The organism is Roseibium aggregatum (genome assembly GCF_017309185.1).
Taxonomy (GTDB): Bacteria; Pseudomonadota; Alphaproteobacteria; order Rhizobiales; family Stappiaceae; genus Roseibium; species Roseibium aggregatum_B.
Genome location: NZ_JAEKJZ010000001.1, coordinates 101,710 through 118,677, shown reverse-complemented (window position 1 = coordinate 118,677; position 16,968 = coordinate 101,710). Strand labels below are relative to the sequence as shown.

At 61.5% G+C, this 16,968-nt stretch carries 17 protein-coding genes; 13 read left to right on the top strand and 4 right to left on the bottom strand.

Annotation, left to right across the window (positions count from 1 at the left end):
• Positions 1–26: 26 nt before the first annotated feature.
• Entirely contained in the window at positions 27–584 is a 558-nt protein-coding gene (locus JF539_RS00585) for a winged helix-turn-helix transcriptional regulator (RefSeq protein ID WP_209016938.1), read from the top strand.
• Between the two features lie 16 nt (positions 585–600).
• Here JF539_RS00585 and JF539_RS27825 read toward each other — a convergent pair whose 3' ends face one another.
• Positions 601–1,512: a calcium-binding protein gene (locus JF539_RS27825; protein WP_207138069.1), complete on the bottom strand. Its 912-nt coding sequence runs from the start codon at positions 1,510–1,512 to the stop codon at positions 601–603.
• Positions 1,513–1,710: 198 nt separating this feature from the next.
• Between JF539_RS27825 and JF539_RS00575 the strand changes: the two genes are divergently transcribed.
• From JF539_RS00575 to JF539_RS00540, 8 genes are all read left to right on the top strand, one after another.
• Positions 1,711–2,664, top strand: a complete 954-nt coding sequence (locus tag JF539_RS00575) for a class I SAM-dependent methyltransferase (RefSeq protein WP_207138067.1) — start codon at positions 1,711–1,713, stop codon at positions 2,662–2,664.
• Positions 2,661–3,503, top strand: coding sequence for a TrmH family RNA methyltransferase (locus JF539_RS00570; RefSeq protein ID WP_207138065.1), 843 nt, complete (start codon positions 2,661–2,663; stop codon positions 3,501–3,503). Before JF539_RS00575 ends, JF539_RS00570 begins: the two co-directional genes overlap by 4 nt.
• Positions 3,504–3,506: 3 nt before the next feature.
• Positions 3,507–4,364, top strand: a complete 858-nt coding sequence (locus JF539_RS00565; protein ID WP_207138064.1) for an SDR family oxidoreductase — start codon at positions 3,507–3,509, stop codon at positions 4,362–4,364.
• A 302-nt stretch (positions 4,365–4,666) separates the two neighbouring features.
• Positions 4,667–5,125 (top strand): YtoQ family protein, encoded by a 459-nt coding sequence (locus tag JF539_RS00560; RefSeq protein WP_207138062.1) that lies wholly within the window; start codon positions 4,667–4,669, stop codon positions 5,123–5,125.
• 287 nt (positions 5,126–5,412) lie between these two features.
• Positions 5,413–5,613, top strand: a complete 201-nt coding sequence (locus JF539_RS00555) for a cold-shock protein (RefSeq protein ID WP_207138060.1) — start codon at positions 5,413–5,415, stop codon at positions 5,611–5,613.
• Positions 5,614–5,679: 66 nt separating this feature from the next.
• Positions 5,680–6,993 carry a tetratricopeptide repeat protein gene (locus JF539_RS00550; protein ID WP_207138058.1) on the top strand — a complete coding sequence of 438 codons (1,314 nt, stop codon included), beginning with the start codon at positions 5,680–5,682 and terminating at the stop codon, positions 6,991–6,993.
• Positions 6,994–7,019: 26 nt separating this feature from the next.
• Positions 7,020–7,691: an alpha/beta hydrolase gene (locus JF539_RS00545; RefSeq protein WP_328809180.1), complete on the top strand. Its 672-nt coding sequence runs from the start codon at positions 7,020–7,022 to the stop codon at positions 7,689–7,691.
• Positions 7,692–7,794: 103 nt separating this feature from the next.
• A complete protein-coding gene (locus tag JF539_RS00540) occupies positions 7,795–8,448 on the top strand; it encodes a hypothetical protein (protein WP_207138056.1) in 654 nt (217 codons plus the stop codon).
• 325 nt (positions 8,449–8,773) lie between these two features.
• On the opposite strand, the gene JF539_RS00535 is transcribed toward JF539_RS00540, so the two are convergent.
• The gene (locus tag JF539_RS00535) at positions 8,774–9,817 is read right to left on the bottom strand and encodes a M42 family metallopeptidase (protein WP_207138054.1); all 1,044 of its coding nucleotides are present in this window, start codon (positions 9,815–9,817) and stop codon (positions 8,774–8,776) included.
• 314 nt (positions 9,818–10,131) lie between these two features.
• Between JF539_RS00535 and JF539_RS00530 the strand changes: the two genes are divergently transcribed.
• Positions 10,132–11,217, top strand: a complete 1,086-nt coding sequence (locus JF539_RS00530; RefSeq protein WP_207138052.1) for a patatin-like phospholipase family protein — start codon at positions 10,132–10,134, stop codon at positions 11,215–11,217.
• Positions 11,218–11,356: 139 nt separating this feature from the next.
• Entirely contained in the window at positions 11,357–12,388 is a 1,032-nt protein-coding gene (gene mepA, locus JF539_RS00525; protein ID WP_207138050.1) for a penicillin-insensitive murein endopeptidase, read from the top strand.
• Between the two features lie 21 nt (positions 12,389–12,409).
• Here mepA and JF539_RS00520 read toward each other — a convergent pair whose 3' ends face one another.
• Complete coding sequence (locus JF539_RS00520) at positions 12,410–13,051, bottom strand: TetR/AcrR family transcriptional regulator (protein ID WP_207138048.1); 642 nt, start codon at positions 13,049–13,051, stop codon at positions 12,410–12,412.
• Between the two features lie 251 nt (positions 13,052–13,302).
• On the opposite strand from JF539_RS00520, the gene JF539_RS00515 reads away from it, so the two are divergent.
• The gene (locus JF539_RS00515) at positions 13,303–14,259 is read left to right on the top strand and encodes a homocysteine S-methyltransferase family protein (RefSeq protein WP_209016937.1); all 957 of its coding nucleotides are present in this window, start codon (positions 13,303–13,305) and stop codon (positions 14,257–14,259) included.
• A gap of 42 nt (positions 14,260–14,301) precedes the next feature.
• On the opposite strand, the gene JF539_RS00510 is transcribed toward JF539_RS00515, so the two are convergent.
• Positions 14,302–14,826, bottom strand: a complete 525-nt coding sequence (locus JF539_RS00510; protein ID WP_207138037.1) for a GNAT family N-acetyltransferase — start codon at positions 14,824–14,826, stop codon at positions 14,302–14,304.
• A gap of 235 nt (positions 14,827–15,061) precedes the next feature.
• On the opposite strand from JF539_RS00510, the gene lepA reads away from it, so the two are divergent.
• Positions 15,062–16,867: a translation elongation factor 4 gene (gene lepA / locus JF539_RS00505; protein ID WP_207138035.1), complete on the top strand. Its 1,806-nt coding sequence runs from the start codon at positions 15,062–15,064 to the stop codon at positions 16,865–16,867.
• The last annotated feature ends 101 nt before the right edge of the window (positions 16,868–16,968 follow it).

The following is a 16,968-nucleotide window of genomic DNA, read 5'->3' as shown; positions in this document are numbered from 1 at the left end:
GGCTTCCCTTTCTGGAAAAAATATATATGCTATACTTTATGGACATAAATACGCTTGTCAAGCTGACTTCGAGAGCCTGGTCCCTGAAGGCGCTCGCGTTGTTGCACGAAGGTGTACCGGCGCGTCAGGCGCCCCTGCTCGCCGCCTCGGGCGCCAGCCGGACGGCCTTCGTTCAGTCCCTCCGCCATCTCGAGGAGCTAGGCCTGATGGAACGCAACCCGGGGCACGGCCATCCGCTCAGGCCGGAGTTTCGCCTTACCCCGAAAGGGCAGGCGCTGGCGCCCATTGCCCACAGGATCGAAGCCACTGTGAGAGACGACGCCGGAGCGGCCCTGCTCCGGAAAATGTGGACCGTTCCGCTGCTGGCGGTGGCGAGCAGGCCGAAGCTGTTCTCGGAGATCAAGCGCGACCTTGTGCCAATCACTGACCGGGCCCTGTCAAAGTCGCTGCGCGAGCTTGACGAACGCAACTGGATCGAACGTTCGGTCGATGCCGCTCTGCGCCCCCCGCGCCCCTACTACCGGGTCATCAACGAGGGCGCCGGGATCAGCCGGGCGATCGGATTGCAGGGACAAGGGGCTTAGCCTCCCACCCGTCCCTTCAGAATAGCTCGATGTCGCCGGCGTCAACGGTCGAAAGAACGGTCCCCTCGAGAAACACTTCATAGAGTGTTTTGGTCTCGGCTTGCGCTCCGCTGGTCAACAGTTGGGTTATCTGGACCCAGGTGCCGGCCGCGCCGTCGACCACGCCCTCCCGCACCGACCAGTCAGCCGTCGCCGGATCGTAGACCTGGAACCGCATCACGTCGTCGTCCCGGTCGAAATCCTTGATCGTGTCGAAGGTGTACTGCTCGCCGTTGCTGTCGCCGAGATTGAACAGGAAGGTGTCGCTTTCACTGCCGCCGAGGAGGACATCGGCGCCATAGCCGCCGATGATGACGTCCGTTCCGCCTTCGCCGGAGATATAGTCGTTGCCGCCGCCACCCGACAGCCGGTTACCGGCGGCAAGGCTGTCCCCGCCGATGATGTCGTCGTGATTGGTTCCGATAACGTTTTCGACATTGGTCAGGTTCTCCGACGGATACGAACTGTCGTTCCTTTGCGCGAACCCGAAACTCAGAACCACGGTGACGCCGACCTCGAAGCCGGAATAGCAGATCGTGTCGATGCCTGCGCCACCGTCGATGATGTTGCCGTCGAGCTCACCCCAGAAGAAGTCGTCGCCGTCTTCCCCGAACATCTCGTCGGCGCCCTCCCCACCGATGAACGTGTCGTTGTCGTCGCCGCCGTAAAGCTTGTCGTTTCCACCGCCGCCGACAAGCCCGTCGCGGCCGCCATTGCCGTACATGGTGTCGGAAAACACATCGCCGTAGATCAGGTCATTGCCTTCCGATCCGATGAAAACGGCCGCCCAGCCCTTGTCCTCGGTGATCTCGCCGGCCTTGGCGTATTGGATGTACGGGTCGTACTGCTCCTGGACTTTCAGCTTTACGGATCGATGGAATGTAAACATGGCTCGCCCCAACTGTTGCGTCGACGGCATTACGCTAAGGCAGGCGATCAAGTCGGTCTGTTACCGGCATCACAGAATGAGAGCTTGCTTCCTCGGGCCGGCGGTTCCCCCCTGTCACCGCCCGCAACGTCTTGACCTTCCCCCGCCACAAGACTAAGGCGGAAGGCAGGACCACCCATAAAAGCCCGAGAGACCGAATTGGCGGACCAGACCTGCGCCCCCTCCTTTGCCCCTTCCGGAAAACCGCCCGTTCAATCATGGCCGGTGATCCTGGAAACGAAAGGTTGGAAGGACTACCGGCTTCTCGACATGGGCGGTGGCGAGAAGCTGGAACGCTACGGACGCTTCACCATCGTACGGCCGGAACCTCAGGCGATGGGTGCGCGACGGCTGAAGGAGAGCGTGTGGGCGCGAGCGGACGCGGTCTTTTCCGGAGACACGGACGAAGAAGGCCCTGGGCGCTGGAAGTTTTCCGGCAACGTGCCGGAGACCTGGCCGATGGCCTATGGGCCGGTGCGCTACAACGGCCGGTTCATGTCGTTCCGGCATGTCGGCGTCTTTCCCGAACAGGCCGCCCATTGGGACTGGGTCAATGGAAAGGTCCGCGCGGAGCGGGAGCGCGCGCCGGACAAGCCGCTCAAGATTCTGAACCTTTTCGGCTACACCGGCCTTGCCTCTCTGCTGCCCGCCACGGAGGGCGCGCAGGTAACCCATGTGGATGCATCCAAGAAGGCCATCGGCTATGCCCGCGAGAACCAGGCGCTCTCCGGCCTGGAGGACCTGCCGATCCGCTGGATCTGCGAGGACGCATCGAAATTCGTCGCCCGGGAGGTCCGGCGCGGCAACACCTATGACGGCATCATTCTCGATCCGCCCAAATACGGCCGCGGACCGAAGGGCGAGGTCTGGGATCTTTATACCTCCCTGCCCGGCATGCTCGACGACCTGCAGAAGCTGCTGGCGAAGGACGCGCTGTTCATGATCCTGACGGCCTATGCGATCCGCTCCAGTTTCGTGGCCATTCACGAATTGATGGCCGAGACGCTCGACACCCAGGGCGGCCTGCTAGAGTCTGGCGAACTGGTCATTCGCGAGGAGGACGGCGAGCGAGCGCTCTCCACCTCGCTGTTTTCCCGTTGGAGCAGCCGATGAACGACAAGCGCCAGGAGGCTGCGCGGCAGGGTGCGGTGAAGCAGATCACCAGCCATTCCAATCCGCTGGTCAAGGAAATCAAGGGGCTGGTCGCCCAGCGCAAGCATCGCAGCCAGTCCGGCCTGTTCGTCGCCGAGGGGTTGAAGCTTGCCACAGACGCGCTCGCCGCCGGCTGGGGTGTGCGTTATCTGGCGCTCGGGCCGGAGGCCCGCGACAATCCGGTGGCTCAGAAGGCGGCGGCAAGCGCCAAGGCGCGCGGCGCGCTGATCCTGGAAACCTCAACCGCCGTCATGTCCGCGATGACGCGCAAAGACAATCCGCAGATGGTGGTCGGCGTCTACGAGCAGCAGATCCTGACGGCCAGGGATATCGATCCGGCGGGCGCGACGCTCTGGGTCGCCCTCGACCGGGTGCGCGATCCGGGCAATCTCGGCACGATTATCCGCACGCTCGACGCGGTCGGCGGTACGGGCGTTATGCTGGTCGGAGATTGCACCGATCCCTTCGCCGTCGAAGCGGTGCGCGCCACCATGGGCTCGCTGTTTCACGTGCCGCTGGCAAAGCTGAGCAAGGACGAGTTCAAGGCCCTGGCCCGCACCTGGCCAGGCACAGTCGCTGCCACCCATCTGAAAGGCTCGGTGGATTATCGCACGCCGGACTACAAGGACCCGGTTCTCCTGGTGATGGGCAATGAGCAGAAGGGACTTGAGGACGACATGGCCGAGGCCTGCGGCACGGTGATCCGTATCCCTCAGGCGGGCCAGGCCGACAGTCTCAATCTGGCGGTCGCCACCGGCGTGGCGCTTTACGAGATCCGCCGCAAGCATCTGGAAATCTAGCTCATGCGCCTGTTTGTCTTTGGGGTGGGATATTCCGCCAAAGCCATCGTCGAGGAAGTTCGCGGACGGTTCGACTGGATCGGCGGCACAACCCGCTCACCGGAAAAGGCCGAGGCCCTGAAAGCAATGGGGGTGGAGCCCTTTGTCTTCGACGGCCAAAACGCGAACGGCAGCATCAAGGAGGCCTTGCGGTCGGCGACCCATGTGCTCCTGTCCATCGCACCGGGTGAGGCGGGCGATCCCGTTTTGCTCCTTCACGGGAAAGACATCGCCGCCGCCCGCCCCGTCTGGACCGGTTACCTCTCCACCGTCGGTGTCTACGGCGATCACGACGGTGCCTGGGTCGATGAGGAGACGCCGCTCAGGCCGGTTTCCAAACGCTCTGTCCAGCGGGTCGCGGCGGAGAAGGCGTGGATGGATTTTTCGGAAGCGCGCGGCCTGCCGGTGCAGATCTTCCGTCTGTCAGGCATCTACGGCCCGGGCCGCAACGGACTGGAAAAGCTCAGGGCCGGGACGGCCCGCAGGCTGGTCAAGCCTGGACAGGTGTTCAACCGCATCCACGTCGACGACATCGCGGGGGCGGTCGCGGCGGCCATGGACACACCGTCCACGCGGATCTTCAATGTCACCGACGACGAACCCGCTCCGCCCCAGGATGTGGTCGCGTTCGGCGCCGGGTTGCTCGGCATTGCGCCGCCGCCGGAGATCCCGTTCGAAACGGCGGATCTGACGCCCATGGCGCGGTCGTTTTACGGCGAGAACAAACGGGTTTCGAACCGGCGGCTCAAGGACGAACTGGGCTATGCGTTCCGTTATCCGGATTACCGGGTGGCGTTGAAGGCATTGGCTGAGAGCGGGTAGGCACTCAACTTCGGCCATTTGTGTGTATTTGCTCCTCCCCGGTCACCTCGGACGGAGCGCAAGCGGAGTTTCGGGCCTCACTCATTTCCAGATCGATATTGGGAAGATCAAGGCCGTTGCCGTCGCGAAAGGCGAGTAGGCCCCTGTGTGCTGGAAGTATGTCAGGATGATCGTTTCGTCCGTCTCTTTCCCACAATCTCCCCCACCGTCTTGATTGCGCCGGCAAGCCTGGGTTAGGTTCTCCCCACTTCCGAAGACCGAGGTGCCCTCACCTCGCAAGCCCCGAATTCACGAGCGGATCCATGACCACCTGGCGCGTATATCTTTCCGGCGAAATCCACACGGACTGGCGGGACCCGATCATGGCCCGGGCCGGGGAGTTGAACCTTCCGGTGGAATTTTCCGCCCCTGTCACGGATCACCCGGCCAGCGACGATTGCGGCGCCTTCATTCTGGGCGGCGAGGACAAGAAGTTCTGGTACGATCACAAGGGCGCCAAGGTCAACGCGATCCGGACCCGCACGCTGATCGAAAAGGCCGATATCGTCGTCGTCCGTTTCGGCGAGCAGTACAAGCAATGGAACGCCGCCTTCGACGCCGGCTATGCGGCGGCCCTCGGCAAATCGCTGATCGTCATTCACGATCCTGCCCTGACCCATCCGCTCAAGGAGGTTGACGCGGCCGCGCTCGCGGTTGCCGAGACGTCGGAACAGGTCGCTGACATCCTCAAGTATGTTATACTCGGCGAATTGAGCCGTTAGAGCACCGTGCGTTTCATCCGACGGTCTTGAAATTAACAAATTCATTACCATACTTAGAGATACTTCTCTAAATCCTGCGCTTCGTAGCCAGGAAACCAGACCCCAGCCGATCAGGATCTGCTCCATCGCGAGAAGCAGCTACGTAACTCTGCTGCATTCGGCGTTTATTCCTTCTGGGGGCTGACGAGTACTTTAGTATTATAATCAACGCTGTCATCAAGACGTTGAAAATCGCGGCTATCAATGCCGATTAATCGCCTTGATGCATAAAACGGAAAGAAAACTCCATGCAACATGGAAACGTGAAATGGTTCGATCAGGGCCGCGGTGTCGGCACCATCGAACCGGAAGACGGAGAAGACATTCTCGTCGATATCTCAGCCTTGCGCCAGTCCGGCATCGACACCCTGAAAGAGGGTCAGCTGGTCGCATTCGACAGCTCCTGGCGCCGGGGCCAGATGGTGGCCCAGGATCTGAAAGTCCTGTAAGGTAACATCCTGGTCTTTGAAAGCGAGGGCGGTTTGACCGCCCTTTTTTATTTGTCAGGTGTTACAATGAATATTGAAGAACGATTGCAGGAAGGTATTTCAGCCCATCAGGCCGGCGATCTGGAAACCGCACAGGACGCTTACCTGGATGTGTTGAGAGCCAATCCCGATCACCCGGACGGCCTGCACTTCCTCGGCATGCTGCATTTCAACGCCGGCCATGCGGACAATGCGATCGAACTGATCAGCAAATCGCTGGAGAAAAACCCCAACAACGCGGGCGCCTACAACAATCTCGGCAATATCCTCAAGCTCGGCAACAGGGACGAGGAAGCGCTCATGTCTTACGTGCGCGCCGTCGAACTGGAACCGCGCCATGACGAAGCCTGGCGCAACATCAATGTGCTTTTGCAGGGGGCGACCCAAAACAAGGACCTCCTGCCGGTGCTGGCGGAGATCGTTCGTCTCGACCCCGAAAACCCGCACGCCTGGCACAATTACGGCCTGTCTCTCATGCTTGCCGGCAAGACGGAAGAAGCCGCGGATGCGATCGAAACCTGCCTGGATTTCGGCTCGGACGTCTGGAACGATCCGGTCTGGCATGCCCGGGTCTTGTGTGCGCTCGGACGCAAGGAGCGAGCCCAGTCGCATCTGGAAAAAATCGTCGAGCTTTTCCCGGACAACAAAGTTGCCCGCTATCAGCTTGCCGCCGTGCGCGGCGACAATCTCGACATCGCGCCCGAAGATTACGTGAAAACCCACTTTGACAGTTTCTCCTCAACATTCGACGAGGTCCTCGGCCGGCTTGGATACAAGGCCCCGGAGCTTGTGGCCGAGGAGGTGGTCAACCATGCAAAGGCCAACGGGGCGCCGTTTCAGGACGTGGTCGACCTGGGCTGTGGAACAGGTCTCTGCGGCCCGCTTGTCCGGGACCATTGCACGCGATTGACGGGCATCGATCTTTCCCCCGGCATGCTGAAGAAGGCAGGCGGGCTGAAGGTCTATGACTTCCTTCTGGAAGGCGAACTGGTTGCCTTTCTGAAAGCCGATCTGCCAACCCAGTTCGATCTCGCGCTCTGTGTCGACACTCTTTGCTATATCGGCGACCTTCACCCCTTCATGACCGCCCTTGCCCAGGCTCTCAAGCCGGGCGGGCTGCTCGTTGCCAGTGTCGAGCATCTGGAGAACGACCCGGAGACGGACTACCGCGTCGACGCGACCGGCCGCTATGCTCATTCGCCGGAGTATCTGCGCCGCTGCTCGGAAACCGCCGGGTTGATCTATGTCGAGGAAAAACGCGCCGTTTTACGTCATGAACTTGGGGAGAAAGTCCACGGGCTTGTTTTTCAGCTTCGAAAACCTCACACAGACAGCGCCTGATCCTCGAACCCCCGGCAGACGAAATCGTGACCCTACCCCTGAACGGACCCCGGCTGGCACCGGCGTCCGGTGAGCCCGCCAGACAGCTTGTGGTGATCCTGCACGGATACGGCGCGGACGGGGCCGACCTGATCGATCTCGGCCGCGCCTGGCAGAGTGTTCTTCCCGACGCGGCCTTCGTCGCCCCGGACGCACCGGAAGCCCTGCCTTTCGAGATGTTCGGCGGACGGCAATGGTTCGCCCTGGAGACGCGTACGCCGGCAGAGTACCGGATCGGCGCGGAAGCCGCTCAAGCGGACCTCGACCGCTTTCTCGACAACGAGCTTGAGAAACTGGGCCTCGATGAGCGGTCCCTGGCACTTGTCGGGTTCAGCCAGGGTGCGATGATGACATTTCAGGCCGGTCTCAGACGCAAGATCCCGCCTGCAGGGTTGCTCGGCTTTTCCGGACTGCTCCCCGGCGCCGAACGGCTTTCGGACATCATGACGGAAAGCCCCGTTCTGATCGTGCATGGCACGGAAGACGATGTCGTTCCCTGCTATCACGCCGAAGCCGCTTACAACGCACTCAGCCGCGCCGGTGTGGAAACGGAGCTTCATGAGGTTCCGGGCCTCGGTCATTCGATCGACGAACGCGGCATGGTTCTGGCCGGCCGGTTTCTCAAGGCCATCTTCCATGGCCGTGACGGCGACATCTAGATGTGGAGCCTCAATAGGTTAATCGCCTGTTAACCGGCTTGCATTATGGTAGGCGGACTTTTTCAGGACCAGGAAGGTCCGTTGACTGCCAGGAAGCAAGACCATGCAGATCTCCATCGAGACGACGACTCAAAGCACGAGTCTCTATTCGGCGTCCATTTCCAGTTCCGATACCGAACGAGAGCATCGCGGCCCCAAAGGCCACGGGCATGCGCACGGCCACGGTCATGGACGCGGGCATGAAATCGGCCGCGGCAACGGGCATCACAAGGACGCCCAGGGCTCGCCCGCCGTCAGCCTCCTGGAAGCCGCCAGCGACAAGGCCGAAAAGGATGCGGTGGTCATCGCCGCCCTTCAGGACGCCGTCGCCAAGGGCAAAGGCGAAGACGGCGACGACGACAAGCCCGGCGCGCTGGCGACCGTCGAGGATTACCAGAAAGCCGCCAGCCAGCTGAAAGCCGCCCTCGGTGAAGACGACGACACGGGATCCGCTGCTTCCATTTCGTATGAAAGCGCGACGATTTCGACGACCACCATCGAGGCGGAAATCGGCGGTGAAACGCTTACCGCGCAGTTCGTCTCCTTCGAGCGGGTGTCCTACGACAACGACACCGGCCTGTCCGTGAGCACCGCCAGCGCCTCGGACATCGAGGGAACCTTCGGCAACGGGTCGTTCAGCTACGAAAGCAGTTCCGTCAGCGAACTTTACGTGGGAACCGGCGAGCAGGTGTCGAGCCTGTTGGGTTTGACGGCCTAGGACCGCCGAAACCAAACATCGCCTGCCGTCCCGGCCTTGTGCTTGTGGCCGCTAACTTTGGCTCCCTTGCCGCTATCGCCTCTCAGCGTCATCCCGGCCCAGCGGAGCGCGAGCCGGGATCTGAAGCCAAACCCCTTTGCGTTTGCTTTGGTTTCCCCATCCGCATCTTGGCAGCCCGTCCGGGAAGACTGTGGAGAGTGGGAAACTAACGGCCAAAGTTAACGCCAATTAGCCCTAAGCCGGGGCCAATCGATTTCCTTTACAAACTGCCCCGGCAGAAGGCCGGGGCTGCGCAAGGTCGGGGAGGCCGGTGATACAGCCGACCTCAAGCCTTTTTCAGATAAGCCACCAGAATGTCCAGGGCCGCCTGGAGGTCGGTCTTGTGGATCATCTCCGTCACAGTGTGAATGTAGCGCGTGCCGACAACGATCCCGACCGCCTTGGCGCCGGCGGCAGCCTGTTGAGCGGCGGCGCCGTCCTGGCCTCCGGCGGCCAGCATGGTGCGCTGGAACGGGATCTTTTCCTTTTCCGCCAGTGTCTCGATTTCCTTGACCAGCTCACGGTCGGCGATGAAGCTTGAATCCTTCACGTGAAGACCGAAGCCAGCACCCTGAACCGTGGTGCGGTCCTGTTCGGGAACGCCCGGCGTATCACAGGACAGCGTCGTGTCGATGCCAAGGCCGATATCCGGCGCGATCGCGAAGGACGCCGTGCGCGCACCGCGCAGGCCCACTTCCTCCTGACAGGTGAAGGCGACATGGATTTCGGCTTCGTGTTTCGACCTGCCGAGGCCTTTGAGCGCCTCGATGCCGAGCCAGCAGGCAATGCGGTTGTCGAGCGCCTTGGAAACGACCTTGTCGCCGATTTCAATCAGCGGCTCGTCCATGGTCACCATGTCGCCGACCCTGACGATGTCCTTCGCCTTCTCGCCGAGGCCGAGATCGACGACGAAGTCCTTCGGCTCGGGGACCTTCTTGCGTTCTTCGGGAGAGGAAATATGGATCGGCTTGCCACCCGGGTTCATCACTCCCTTCAGATCGCCCTCGTCGGTGGTGACCAGAACCCGGCGGGAAAACAGGTTGCGCGCATCGAAGCCGCCGACCGGCTGGACATGCAGGAATCCCTTGTCGGTGACATGAGAGACCAGAAAACCGATCTCATCCATGTGGCACAGAAGCATGATCTTTTTCGGATCGCCCTTCTTCGGCGCCTTGCGGCTGTCGCGCCGGCACAGGAGCGAGCCCATCGGATCGACTGTCACCTCATCGAACAAGCCCTTGATCTCGGTCTCAATCAAGTCGCGCACGCGATGTTCGTGGCCGGGTACTCCCGGAGTTTCGCAAAGACGGCGAAGCAGATCGATATTCATGAATGGTTCCGTTTTCGTATTTAAGTCGCAGCGATCCTATTCTGAAACCGCCCTCGGGATAAAGGGCTCTCAGCGGAGCGCTCCACGGTCAACCATCCCTGTCAAAAATGACAGAGGACAGAATTCCGGTTAACGACTTGGATGCCAACTTTGCAGATTCAGCAACGACTTTGTTTTTCTGCCATTGCCATGTCGCATTTGGTAGCAAACATTTAATCACCGCATAATCATTAGAACCAGAGCGAGGATGGGGGGCTTAACTCGCCATTCAAAAGCTCTGCCCTTCCAGAATTGACCAGTTCCGGGGACGAACCATGGCCCAGAAAAAGCGTTTCATTCTTTCCATTGACGGCGGCGGCGTGCGCGGCCTGATACCTTTGCGTGTACTCGAAGCCCTTGAAAGCCGGCTGAGCATTCGAGGCGTCGATCTGCCGATGCACCAGGCCTTCGACCTGATGGCCGGCACCTCGACCGGCGGCCTGATCGCCGCGGGCCTGAGTGCGCCGCGCCCCGGCGGAACAAGCGGTGAAGCGGCCGCGACCATTGCCGAATTGCGCCTGTTCTACGAGCGGGAGGCGCGCGAGATCTTCAAGCATTCCATCAGCGCAAGGCTCGCCCGCGCCGTCACCAATCCACTTGGGCTTTTCGACGAAACCTACGATGCCCGTCCTCTGGAAAAGCTGCTCAAGGAGCGCTTCGGCTGGACCTCGATGGCCAGTGCGCTCACAAAACTGGTTCTGACCGCCTATGACATCGAACAGCGCCGCGCCGTCTTCATGACCAACGGTCTGGAAGAAAACGGCAGCCGGCCGGACGATTACTACTTCTGGCAGGCCGTGCGCGCGACCACGGCGGCCCCCTCCTACTTCGAACCGGCGCGGATCGAGAACCTCAGCCGGAAACGCGAGGAAGCGCTTGTCGACGGTGGCGTCTTCATGAACGACCCGGCGATCGCCGCCTATCTGGAAGCCCGCAAGCTCGGCTGGGGCGAAGACGAGATCGTGATCCTGTCGCTCGGCACCGGACGGGCGCCGGAACGGTCCTTTTCCTATCGGGACGCGGTCGGCTGGGGTGCGCTCGGCTGGATGCAGCCTTCCAAGGGCGTTCCGATCCTGTCGATCTTCTCCGACGGTCAGACCCAGACGGCGGCCTACCAGGCGAGCCACCTGTTCAACGAACTGCCAGGCGTCACCTATCACCGCCTGGATACGACGCTAGCGCCGGAGGCCGAGGACATGGACAATGCCCGCCCCGGCAATATCATCGCGCTGAACGGTGCTGCCGACCGGATCATCCGCGACAACACGGTCCTTCTGGATAACCTGGCCGATTTGTTGACATCTCAGCTGGAGAGCGAAGAAGCGGATGCGCCGGCAGCCGAATTGGTGCATGCTGCTTGAGACTTTTCCGCCGGCCTTTGCCGGCGGAAAACCCGAAGGCACCGGTACATGAGGGTTCCAGGTGAACAATCGGTCCAAACCGGCGCGGACAGGCGCATCTGACACCGGAAAGAGATTTCTCGCCGGACTGGTTTGCGTCATGGCCTTTGTCTTTTGCCTGCCCGAAGGCGTCGCGGCCACCCTGCCCGTTCCCCAGTCCAAGCCGGGCGACTTCCGGGGTACGATAGTTGAGGCCGCACCGGAAAACGAACCTGTGGCCGGCGTTCCCGTACCAGCCAAGAAACGAGCTGTGCCAGAGGGGTATATTGCCGAAAAGCCGAAGCTGGTGCTTTACGCCAATCTTCCTGCCAAGGACTATTTCGGCGCCGCCGCCGGACCCGCGCCATTGAAGGCGCGTTCGATCGGCTCCTATGCCAAGGGCTGTCTGGCCGGAGGTGCCGCCCTGCCGGTGGACGGCCCCAACTGGCAGGCCATGCGGCTGTCCCGCAACCGCAACTGGGGCCATCCCGCGCTGATCGACTATCTGAAGGATCTGGCCGCCGATGCACCCAAGGTGGGCTGGAACGGCCTTCTGGTCGGCGACCTCGCCCAACCGCGCGGCGGGCCCATGCTCTCCGGCCATGCCAGCCATCAGATCGGCCTCGACGCCGATATCTGGCTGACGGAAATGCCGGAAAAACGTCTGACACCGGAAGAGCGCGAGAAGATCTCCGCGATCTCCATGCTGATCGGGCCCCTGGATGTCAAAGGCGCCGACCGGCGGGTCGACCCCAAGAAATGGTCCGACACCCACGCCCGGCTGATCCGCCGGGCCGCGTCGGACAAGCGGGTCGCGCGGATCTTCGTCAACCCGACGATCAAGAAGGCGCTTTGCAAGTTCGAGACGGGCCGGGACCGCGCCTGGCTGCGCAAGGTTCGCCCCTGGTGGGGGCACCATTATCATTTCCACGTCCGGCTTTCCTGCCCGAAAGGCAGCGTCGGCTGCAAGGACCAGAACCCGCCGCCGGCCGGCGACGGCTGCGGCCAACACCTGACCTACTGGCTGTCTGACGAACCCTGGGTTCCCAAGAACCCGCCCAAGCCGGGTGAAAAGAAGAAGGTGGTCAAGAAGCGCCCCATGGCCCTGTCCGCCCTGCCGAAGGACTGCCGGACGGTTCTGGCTGCCGATTAGAGCGTCGGACCACAGAGACCCCTATGCTCCGGCGGCGGCTCGCGAAAGCTGGGCATCGGGCAGGAACATCGCTCTCATCATGTTGCGGAACAACAGCACCTGCTGAGGCAGAACACTTGGAACCGCCAGCGCTTTCGACATGACGATGCCGCCTTCGAGAATGGTCGACACCATGTCGGCCAGGGCATCCAGATCGATCTCCTCCTTGGGTGGATACCGCTCCGCGATTTCGTCGAGCGCGGCGCGGAAACGCGCGCGCCACGACAGAACCGCCTTGCGGTTCAGTTCGCGCACCTGACGATCGAACAGCCGTTCCTGGTAACAATAGGTGGCGACAAGGCAGCCCGGATGACCCGCGGGCAGATCCTCGACCATGCGCGCAAGCAGTTTCAGACTGGTCAGAAAGGCCTGGAGAGGATCGTCGGCGAGTTCCTTTCCCTGATCGAAGAGCCGGTCGAACAACCGTTCCTCCTCCTCGATATACTCTTCCAAAAGGGCCCTCGCCAGTTCGCCCTTGTCCTTGAAATGATAGAAGAACCCGCTCTTGGTTATTTTCACTTCGGCGCAAAGCTCCTCGATTGAGGTCGCTCCGAACCCTTTTTCCAGAACCGCGTTCCGCGCGGCTTCGATGATCCGCTTTCTCGCGCCGGTATTCCTGTCCATTTTCCTGTCTCCCGGAGCCTTCTTCCGACCTTCGCGGAGTGCACTGCATCATCTTCCGCTGCGAAGCTCAGCTGATAACGGAGCGATCCGGGAAGAAGTGTGACCGACATCACTTCCCGTGATCTTATCCCGCCAACTATACCGCAAGTACTGTAGACCCCGCCGGCTCAAACCAACACATTCCGGGCACTTCGCGTTTACGCAAAGAGAACGCGGGGGATTTTTTCTCTTTCACAAGATTGGATAAAAAGTTGAGTACGTCACAGAATCTACTTCCCCATCTGTCCGACAAGATATTTCTGACCGATGGCGGGATCGAGACGAGCCTGATTTTCCTGGAGGGCATCGACCTTCCCTACTTCGCCTCTTTCACGCTTCTCGAGACGCGGGATGGACGCGCGAAGCTTCTCGACTATTACCGGCCCTACGCGAAAATCGCGGCCCTGAACGGCACCGGTTTCGTTCTGGAAAGCCCGACATGGCGCTCGAATCCGGACTGGGCGGAGAAGCTTGGATACTCCGCCGAAGCGTTGGATAACGCCAACCGTGACGCAATCGGAGCCATGAAGGAGCTTGCCCTGGAATTTCAGACCGGAGTCAGCCCGTTCGCCATCAGCGGCTGCATCGGCCCTCGCGGCGACGGGTATGTCGCAGGAAACGTCATGAGCACGGGTGAAGCCTGCGACTACCACGCCCGGCAGATCGAAGTCTTCTGCGAGAGCGGCGCGGACCTGGTCACCGCGGTCACAATGACAAATGTTCCGGAGGCCACAGGCGTCGCGATCGCCGCCAAGGCCATCGGCATTCCCTGCGTCATCTCGTTCACCGTCGAGACCGACGGCCGCCTGCCGTCCGGTGTCGATCTCGGCGACGCCATTCAGGCCGTCGACGCTGCGACGGACGGTTCGGTCGCCTACTACATGATCAACTGCGCGCATCCCGCACACTTCGCCGAGGTCCTTGACCAGGGCGGCGAATGGGTCAAGCGCATCTGCGGGATCCGGGCGAACGCCTCGCAGATGAGCCATGAAGAACTGGATGCCGCCGAAGAGCTGGACAGCGGCGATCCGGAAGACCTGGCGATCCGATATGCCGCGATACTGGACGCCATGCCCTGGGTCCGCGTCGTCGGCGGCTGCTGCGGGACCGATCACAGGCACATTTCGGCAATCTGCACCACCTGCTGCGGGCACAGCCAAGCAGCATAGGCAGCGGTGTGATCCCCCGCCGTTTGATCGGGCAAGGCTCGTTCAGTCCGGTCGGCCGGCGGGGGCTGCAGCTTCGGGGTTCAAGACCCTGGTCAGAAAAACCAGATCCAGCCAGCGGCCGAATTTGGTGCCCGCCTGCGGCAGGCGGCCGGAGACTTCGAAGCCGAGTTTTTCATGCAAGGCAATGGATGCGTCGTTTGCGCCGTCGACCACGCCGACCATCAGATGAAAGTTCCGGGCTTCCGCGATCTGGACCAGATGTTCCAGCAAGCTGCGCCCGATGCCCTGGCGACGGGCTGAAGGGGCGACGTAGACCGAATGCTCGACCGTGAACCGGTACCCTTCCCGCGGGCGAAACGGTCCGTAGCTTGCAAATCCCAGCACGCTGTCGCCATCTGCGGCGACCAGTACGGGAAGGTCCTGTTTTTGCCGGTCTTCGAACCAGGTCAGGCGCTCGTCGAGCGTTTCCTCTTTACTTGTCCAGGCAGCAGTCGTGTCCCGGACCGCACCATTGTAAATGGCGAGGATCGAAGGAACGTCTTGCGGGGCGGCGTCGCGAACAACCATAAAGTTATCCATCGTTATTTTTTACAATACACAGATACCATGCCCGGTGATTCATTTCGAGCGAACATTCGCCGGGAAACCATAGATTTACGACATCCCACCCGGGACAGTCTCCTGCTCGCCCATTTGCCGTATGCGGCACCGCAACCGTCAACGGACGAAAACCACCAGATTTCCGCCGTGCCGACGCGCAATTTTCTGGTGGAAACCGAAATGCGGTGGTAAACGGGCGGCCATGACGACGCAGAAGCTTTCCAACATCAGAAATTTCTCCATCGTTGCCCATATCGATCACGGCAAGTCGACCCTGGCCGACCGGCTGATCCAGATGACCGGCACGATGACCGACCGCGAGATGACCGAACAGGTGCTCGATTCGATGGATATCGAGCGCGAGCGCGGCATCACGATCAAGGCCCAGACCGTACGCCTGATCTATAACGCCAAGGACGGCCAGCAGTATACGCTGAACCTGATCGACACGCCGGGCCACGTGGACTTCGCCTATGAGGTGTCCCGCTCGCTGGCGGCCTGTGAAGGCTCGCTTCTGGTGGTGGACGCCTCGCAAGGGGTGGAAGCCCAGACGCTCGCCAACGTCTATCAGGCCATCGACAACGACCACGAGATCGTCACCGTCCTGAACAAGATCGACCTGCCGGCGGCGGAACCGGACCGGATCAAGGAACAGATCGAGGATGTGATCGGCATCGACGCGTCCGAGGCCTGCATGATCTCGGCAAAGACCGGCCTCGGCGTGGACGACGTGCTGGAAGCCATCGTCGAGAAGCTGCCCGCGCCTGAAGGCGATCCGGAGAACACGCTGAAAGCCATGCTGGTCGACAGCTGGTACGACACCTACCTCGGCGTCATGGTTCTGGTGCGCATCATCGACGGCTCCCTGAAGAAGGGCCAGAAGATCAAGATGATGGGAACAGGCGCTTCCTACGACGTCGACCGGGTCGGCGTCATGACGCCGAAATTCCTGCAGGTCGACGAACTGCACGCCGGCGAGATCGGCGTGATCACCGGGTCGATCAAGGAAGTGGCCGACACCCGCGTCGGCGACACGATCACGCTCGACAAGAAACCCTGCGCCGAGCCGCTGCCGGGCTTCAAACCGGCCCAGCCGGTCGTGTTCTGCGGTCTCTTTCCGGTCGATGCCAACGACTTCGAGGACCTGCGCGCCGCAATGGGCAAGCTGCGCCTCAACGACGCCAGCTTCTCCTTCGAGATGGAAACCTCCGCCGCGCTCGGTTTCGGTTTCCGCTGCGGCTTCCTCGGGCTTCTGCACCTGGAAATCATCCAGGAGCGGCTGTCGCGCGAATTCGATCTGGACCTGATCGCCACCGCGCCTTCCGTTGTCTACCAGATGACCATGACCGACGGATCGGATATCGACCTGCACAATCCGGCTGACATGCCGGACGTGGTCAAGATCTCCGAAATCCGCGAGCCGTGGATCCGCGCAACCATCATGACGCCGGACGAATACCTCGGCGGCATCCTGAAGCTGTGCCAGGAACGGCGCGGCATCCAGGTCGAGCTGTCCTATGTCGGCTCGCGGGCCATGGTTGCCTACGACCTGCCGCTCAACGAAGTGGTCTTCGACTTCTACGACCGGCTGAAGTCAATCTCCAAGGGCTACGCCTCCTTCGACTACCAGATTTCCGACTATCGGGCCGGCGATCTGGTCAAGATGTCGATCCTGGTCAACGAGGAACCGGTGGACGCGCTGTCTGTGCTGGTGCACCGCAGCCAGGCGGAGCGCCGGGGCCGGGCCATGTGCGAGAAGCTGAAGGACCTGATCCCGCGGCACATGTTCAAGATCCCGATCCAGGCGGCCATCGGCGGCCGGGTGATCGCGCGCGAGACAATCGCCGCGCTGCGCAAGGACGTGACGGCGAAGTGTTACGGCGGCGACGCCACCCGTAAACGCAAGCTTCTGGAAAAGCAGAAGGCCGGCAAGAAGAAGATGCGCCAGTTCGGCAAGGTCGAGATCCCGCAAGAGGCGTTTATTCAAGCCCTGAAGATGGATGAGTGAGACGCGGTCCGACTTCGCCCGACGCAAAGGTCCGGTGGACCTTTGCGAGCGTCGAACGCACGCTAGAGTAAGGCCCGAAGGGCCGTCGAGCGGGCTGACCC

Coding starts and splice junctions, on each gene's coding strand:
- JF539_RS00585 (WP_209016938.1), top strand. CDS start 27: ATGCTATACTTTATGGACATAAATACGCTTGTCAAGCTGACTTCGAGA.
- JF539_RS27825 (WP_207138069.1), bottom strand. CDS start 1,512: ATGTTTACATTCCATCGATCCGTAAAGCTGAAAGTCCAGGAGCAGTAC.
- JF539_RS00570 (WP_207138065.1), top strand. CDS start 2,661: ATGAACGACAAGCGCCAGGAGGCTGCGCGGCAGGGTGCGGTGAAGCAG.
- JF539_RS00565 (WP_207138064.1), top strand. CDS start 3,507: ATGCGCCTGTTTGTCTTTGGGGTGGGATATTCCGCCAAAGCCATCGTC.
- JF539_RS00560 (WP_207138062.1), top strand. CDS start 4,667: ATGACCACCTGGCGCGTATATCTTTCCGGCGAAATCCACACGGACTGG.
- JF539_RS00555 (WP_207138060.1), top strand. CDS start 5,413: ATGCAACATGGAAACGTGAAATGGTTCGATCAGGGCCGCGGTGTCGGC.
- JF539_RS00550 (WP_207138058.1), top strand. CDS start 5,680: ATGAATATTGAAGAACGATTGCAGGAAGGTATTTCAGCCCATCAGGCC.
- JF539_RS00540 (WP_207138056.1), top strand. CDS start 7,795: ATGCAGATCTCCATCGAGACGACGACTCAAAGCACGAGTCTCTATTCG.
- JF539_RS00535 (WP_207138054.1), bottom strand. CDS start 9,817: ATGAATATCGATCTGCTTCGCCGTCTTTGCGAAACTCCGGGAGTACCC.
- JF539_RS00530 (WP_207138052.1), top strand. CDS start 10,132: ATGGCCCAGAAAAAGCGTTTCATTCTTTCCATTGACGGCGGCGGCGTG.
- mepA (WP_207138050.1), top strand. CDS start 11,357: ATGGCCTTTGTCTTTTGCCTGCCCGAAGGCGTCGCGGCCACCCTGCCC.
- JF539_RS00520 (WP_207138048.1), bottom strand. CDS start 13,051: ATGGACAGGAATACCGGCGCGAGAAAGCGGATCATCGAAGCCGCGCGG.
- JF539_RS00510 (WP_207138037.1), bottom strand. CDS start 14,826: ATGGTTGTTCGCGACGCCGCCCCGCAAGACGTTCCTTCGATCCTCGCC.
- lepA (WP_207138035.1), top strand. CDS start 15,062: ATGACGACGCAGAAGCTTTCCAACATCAGAAATTTCTCCATCGTTGCC.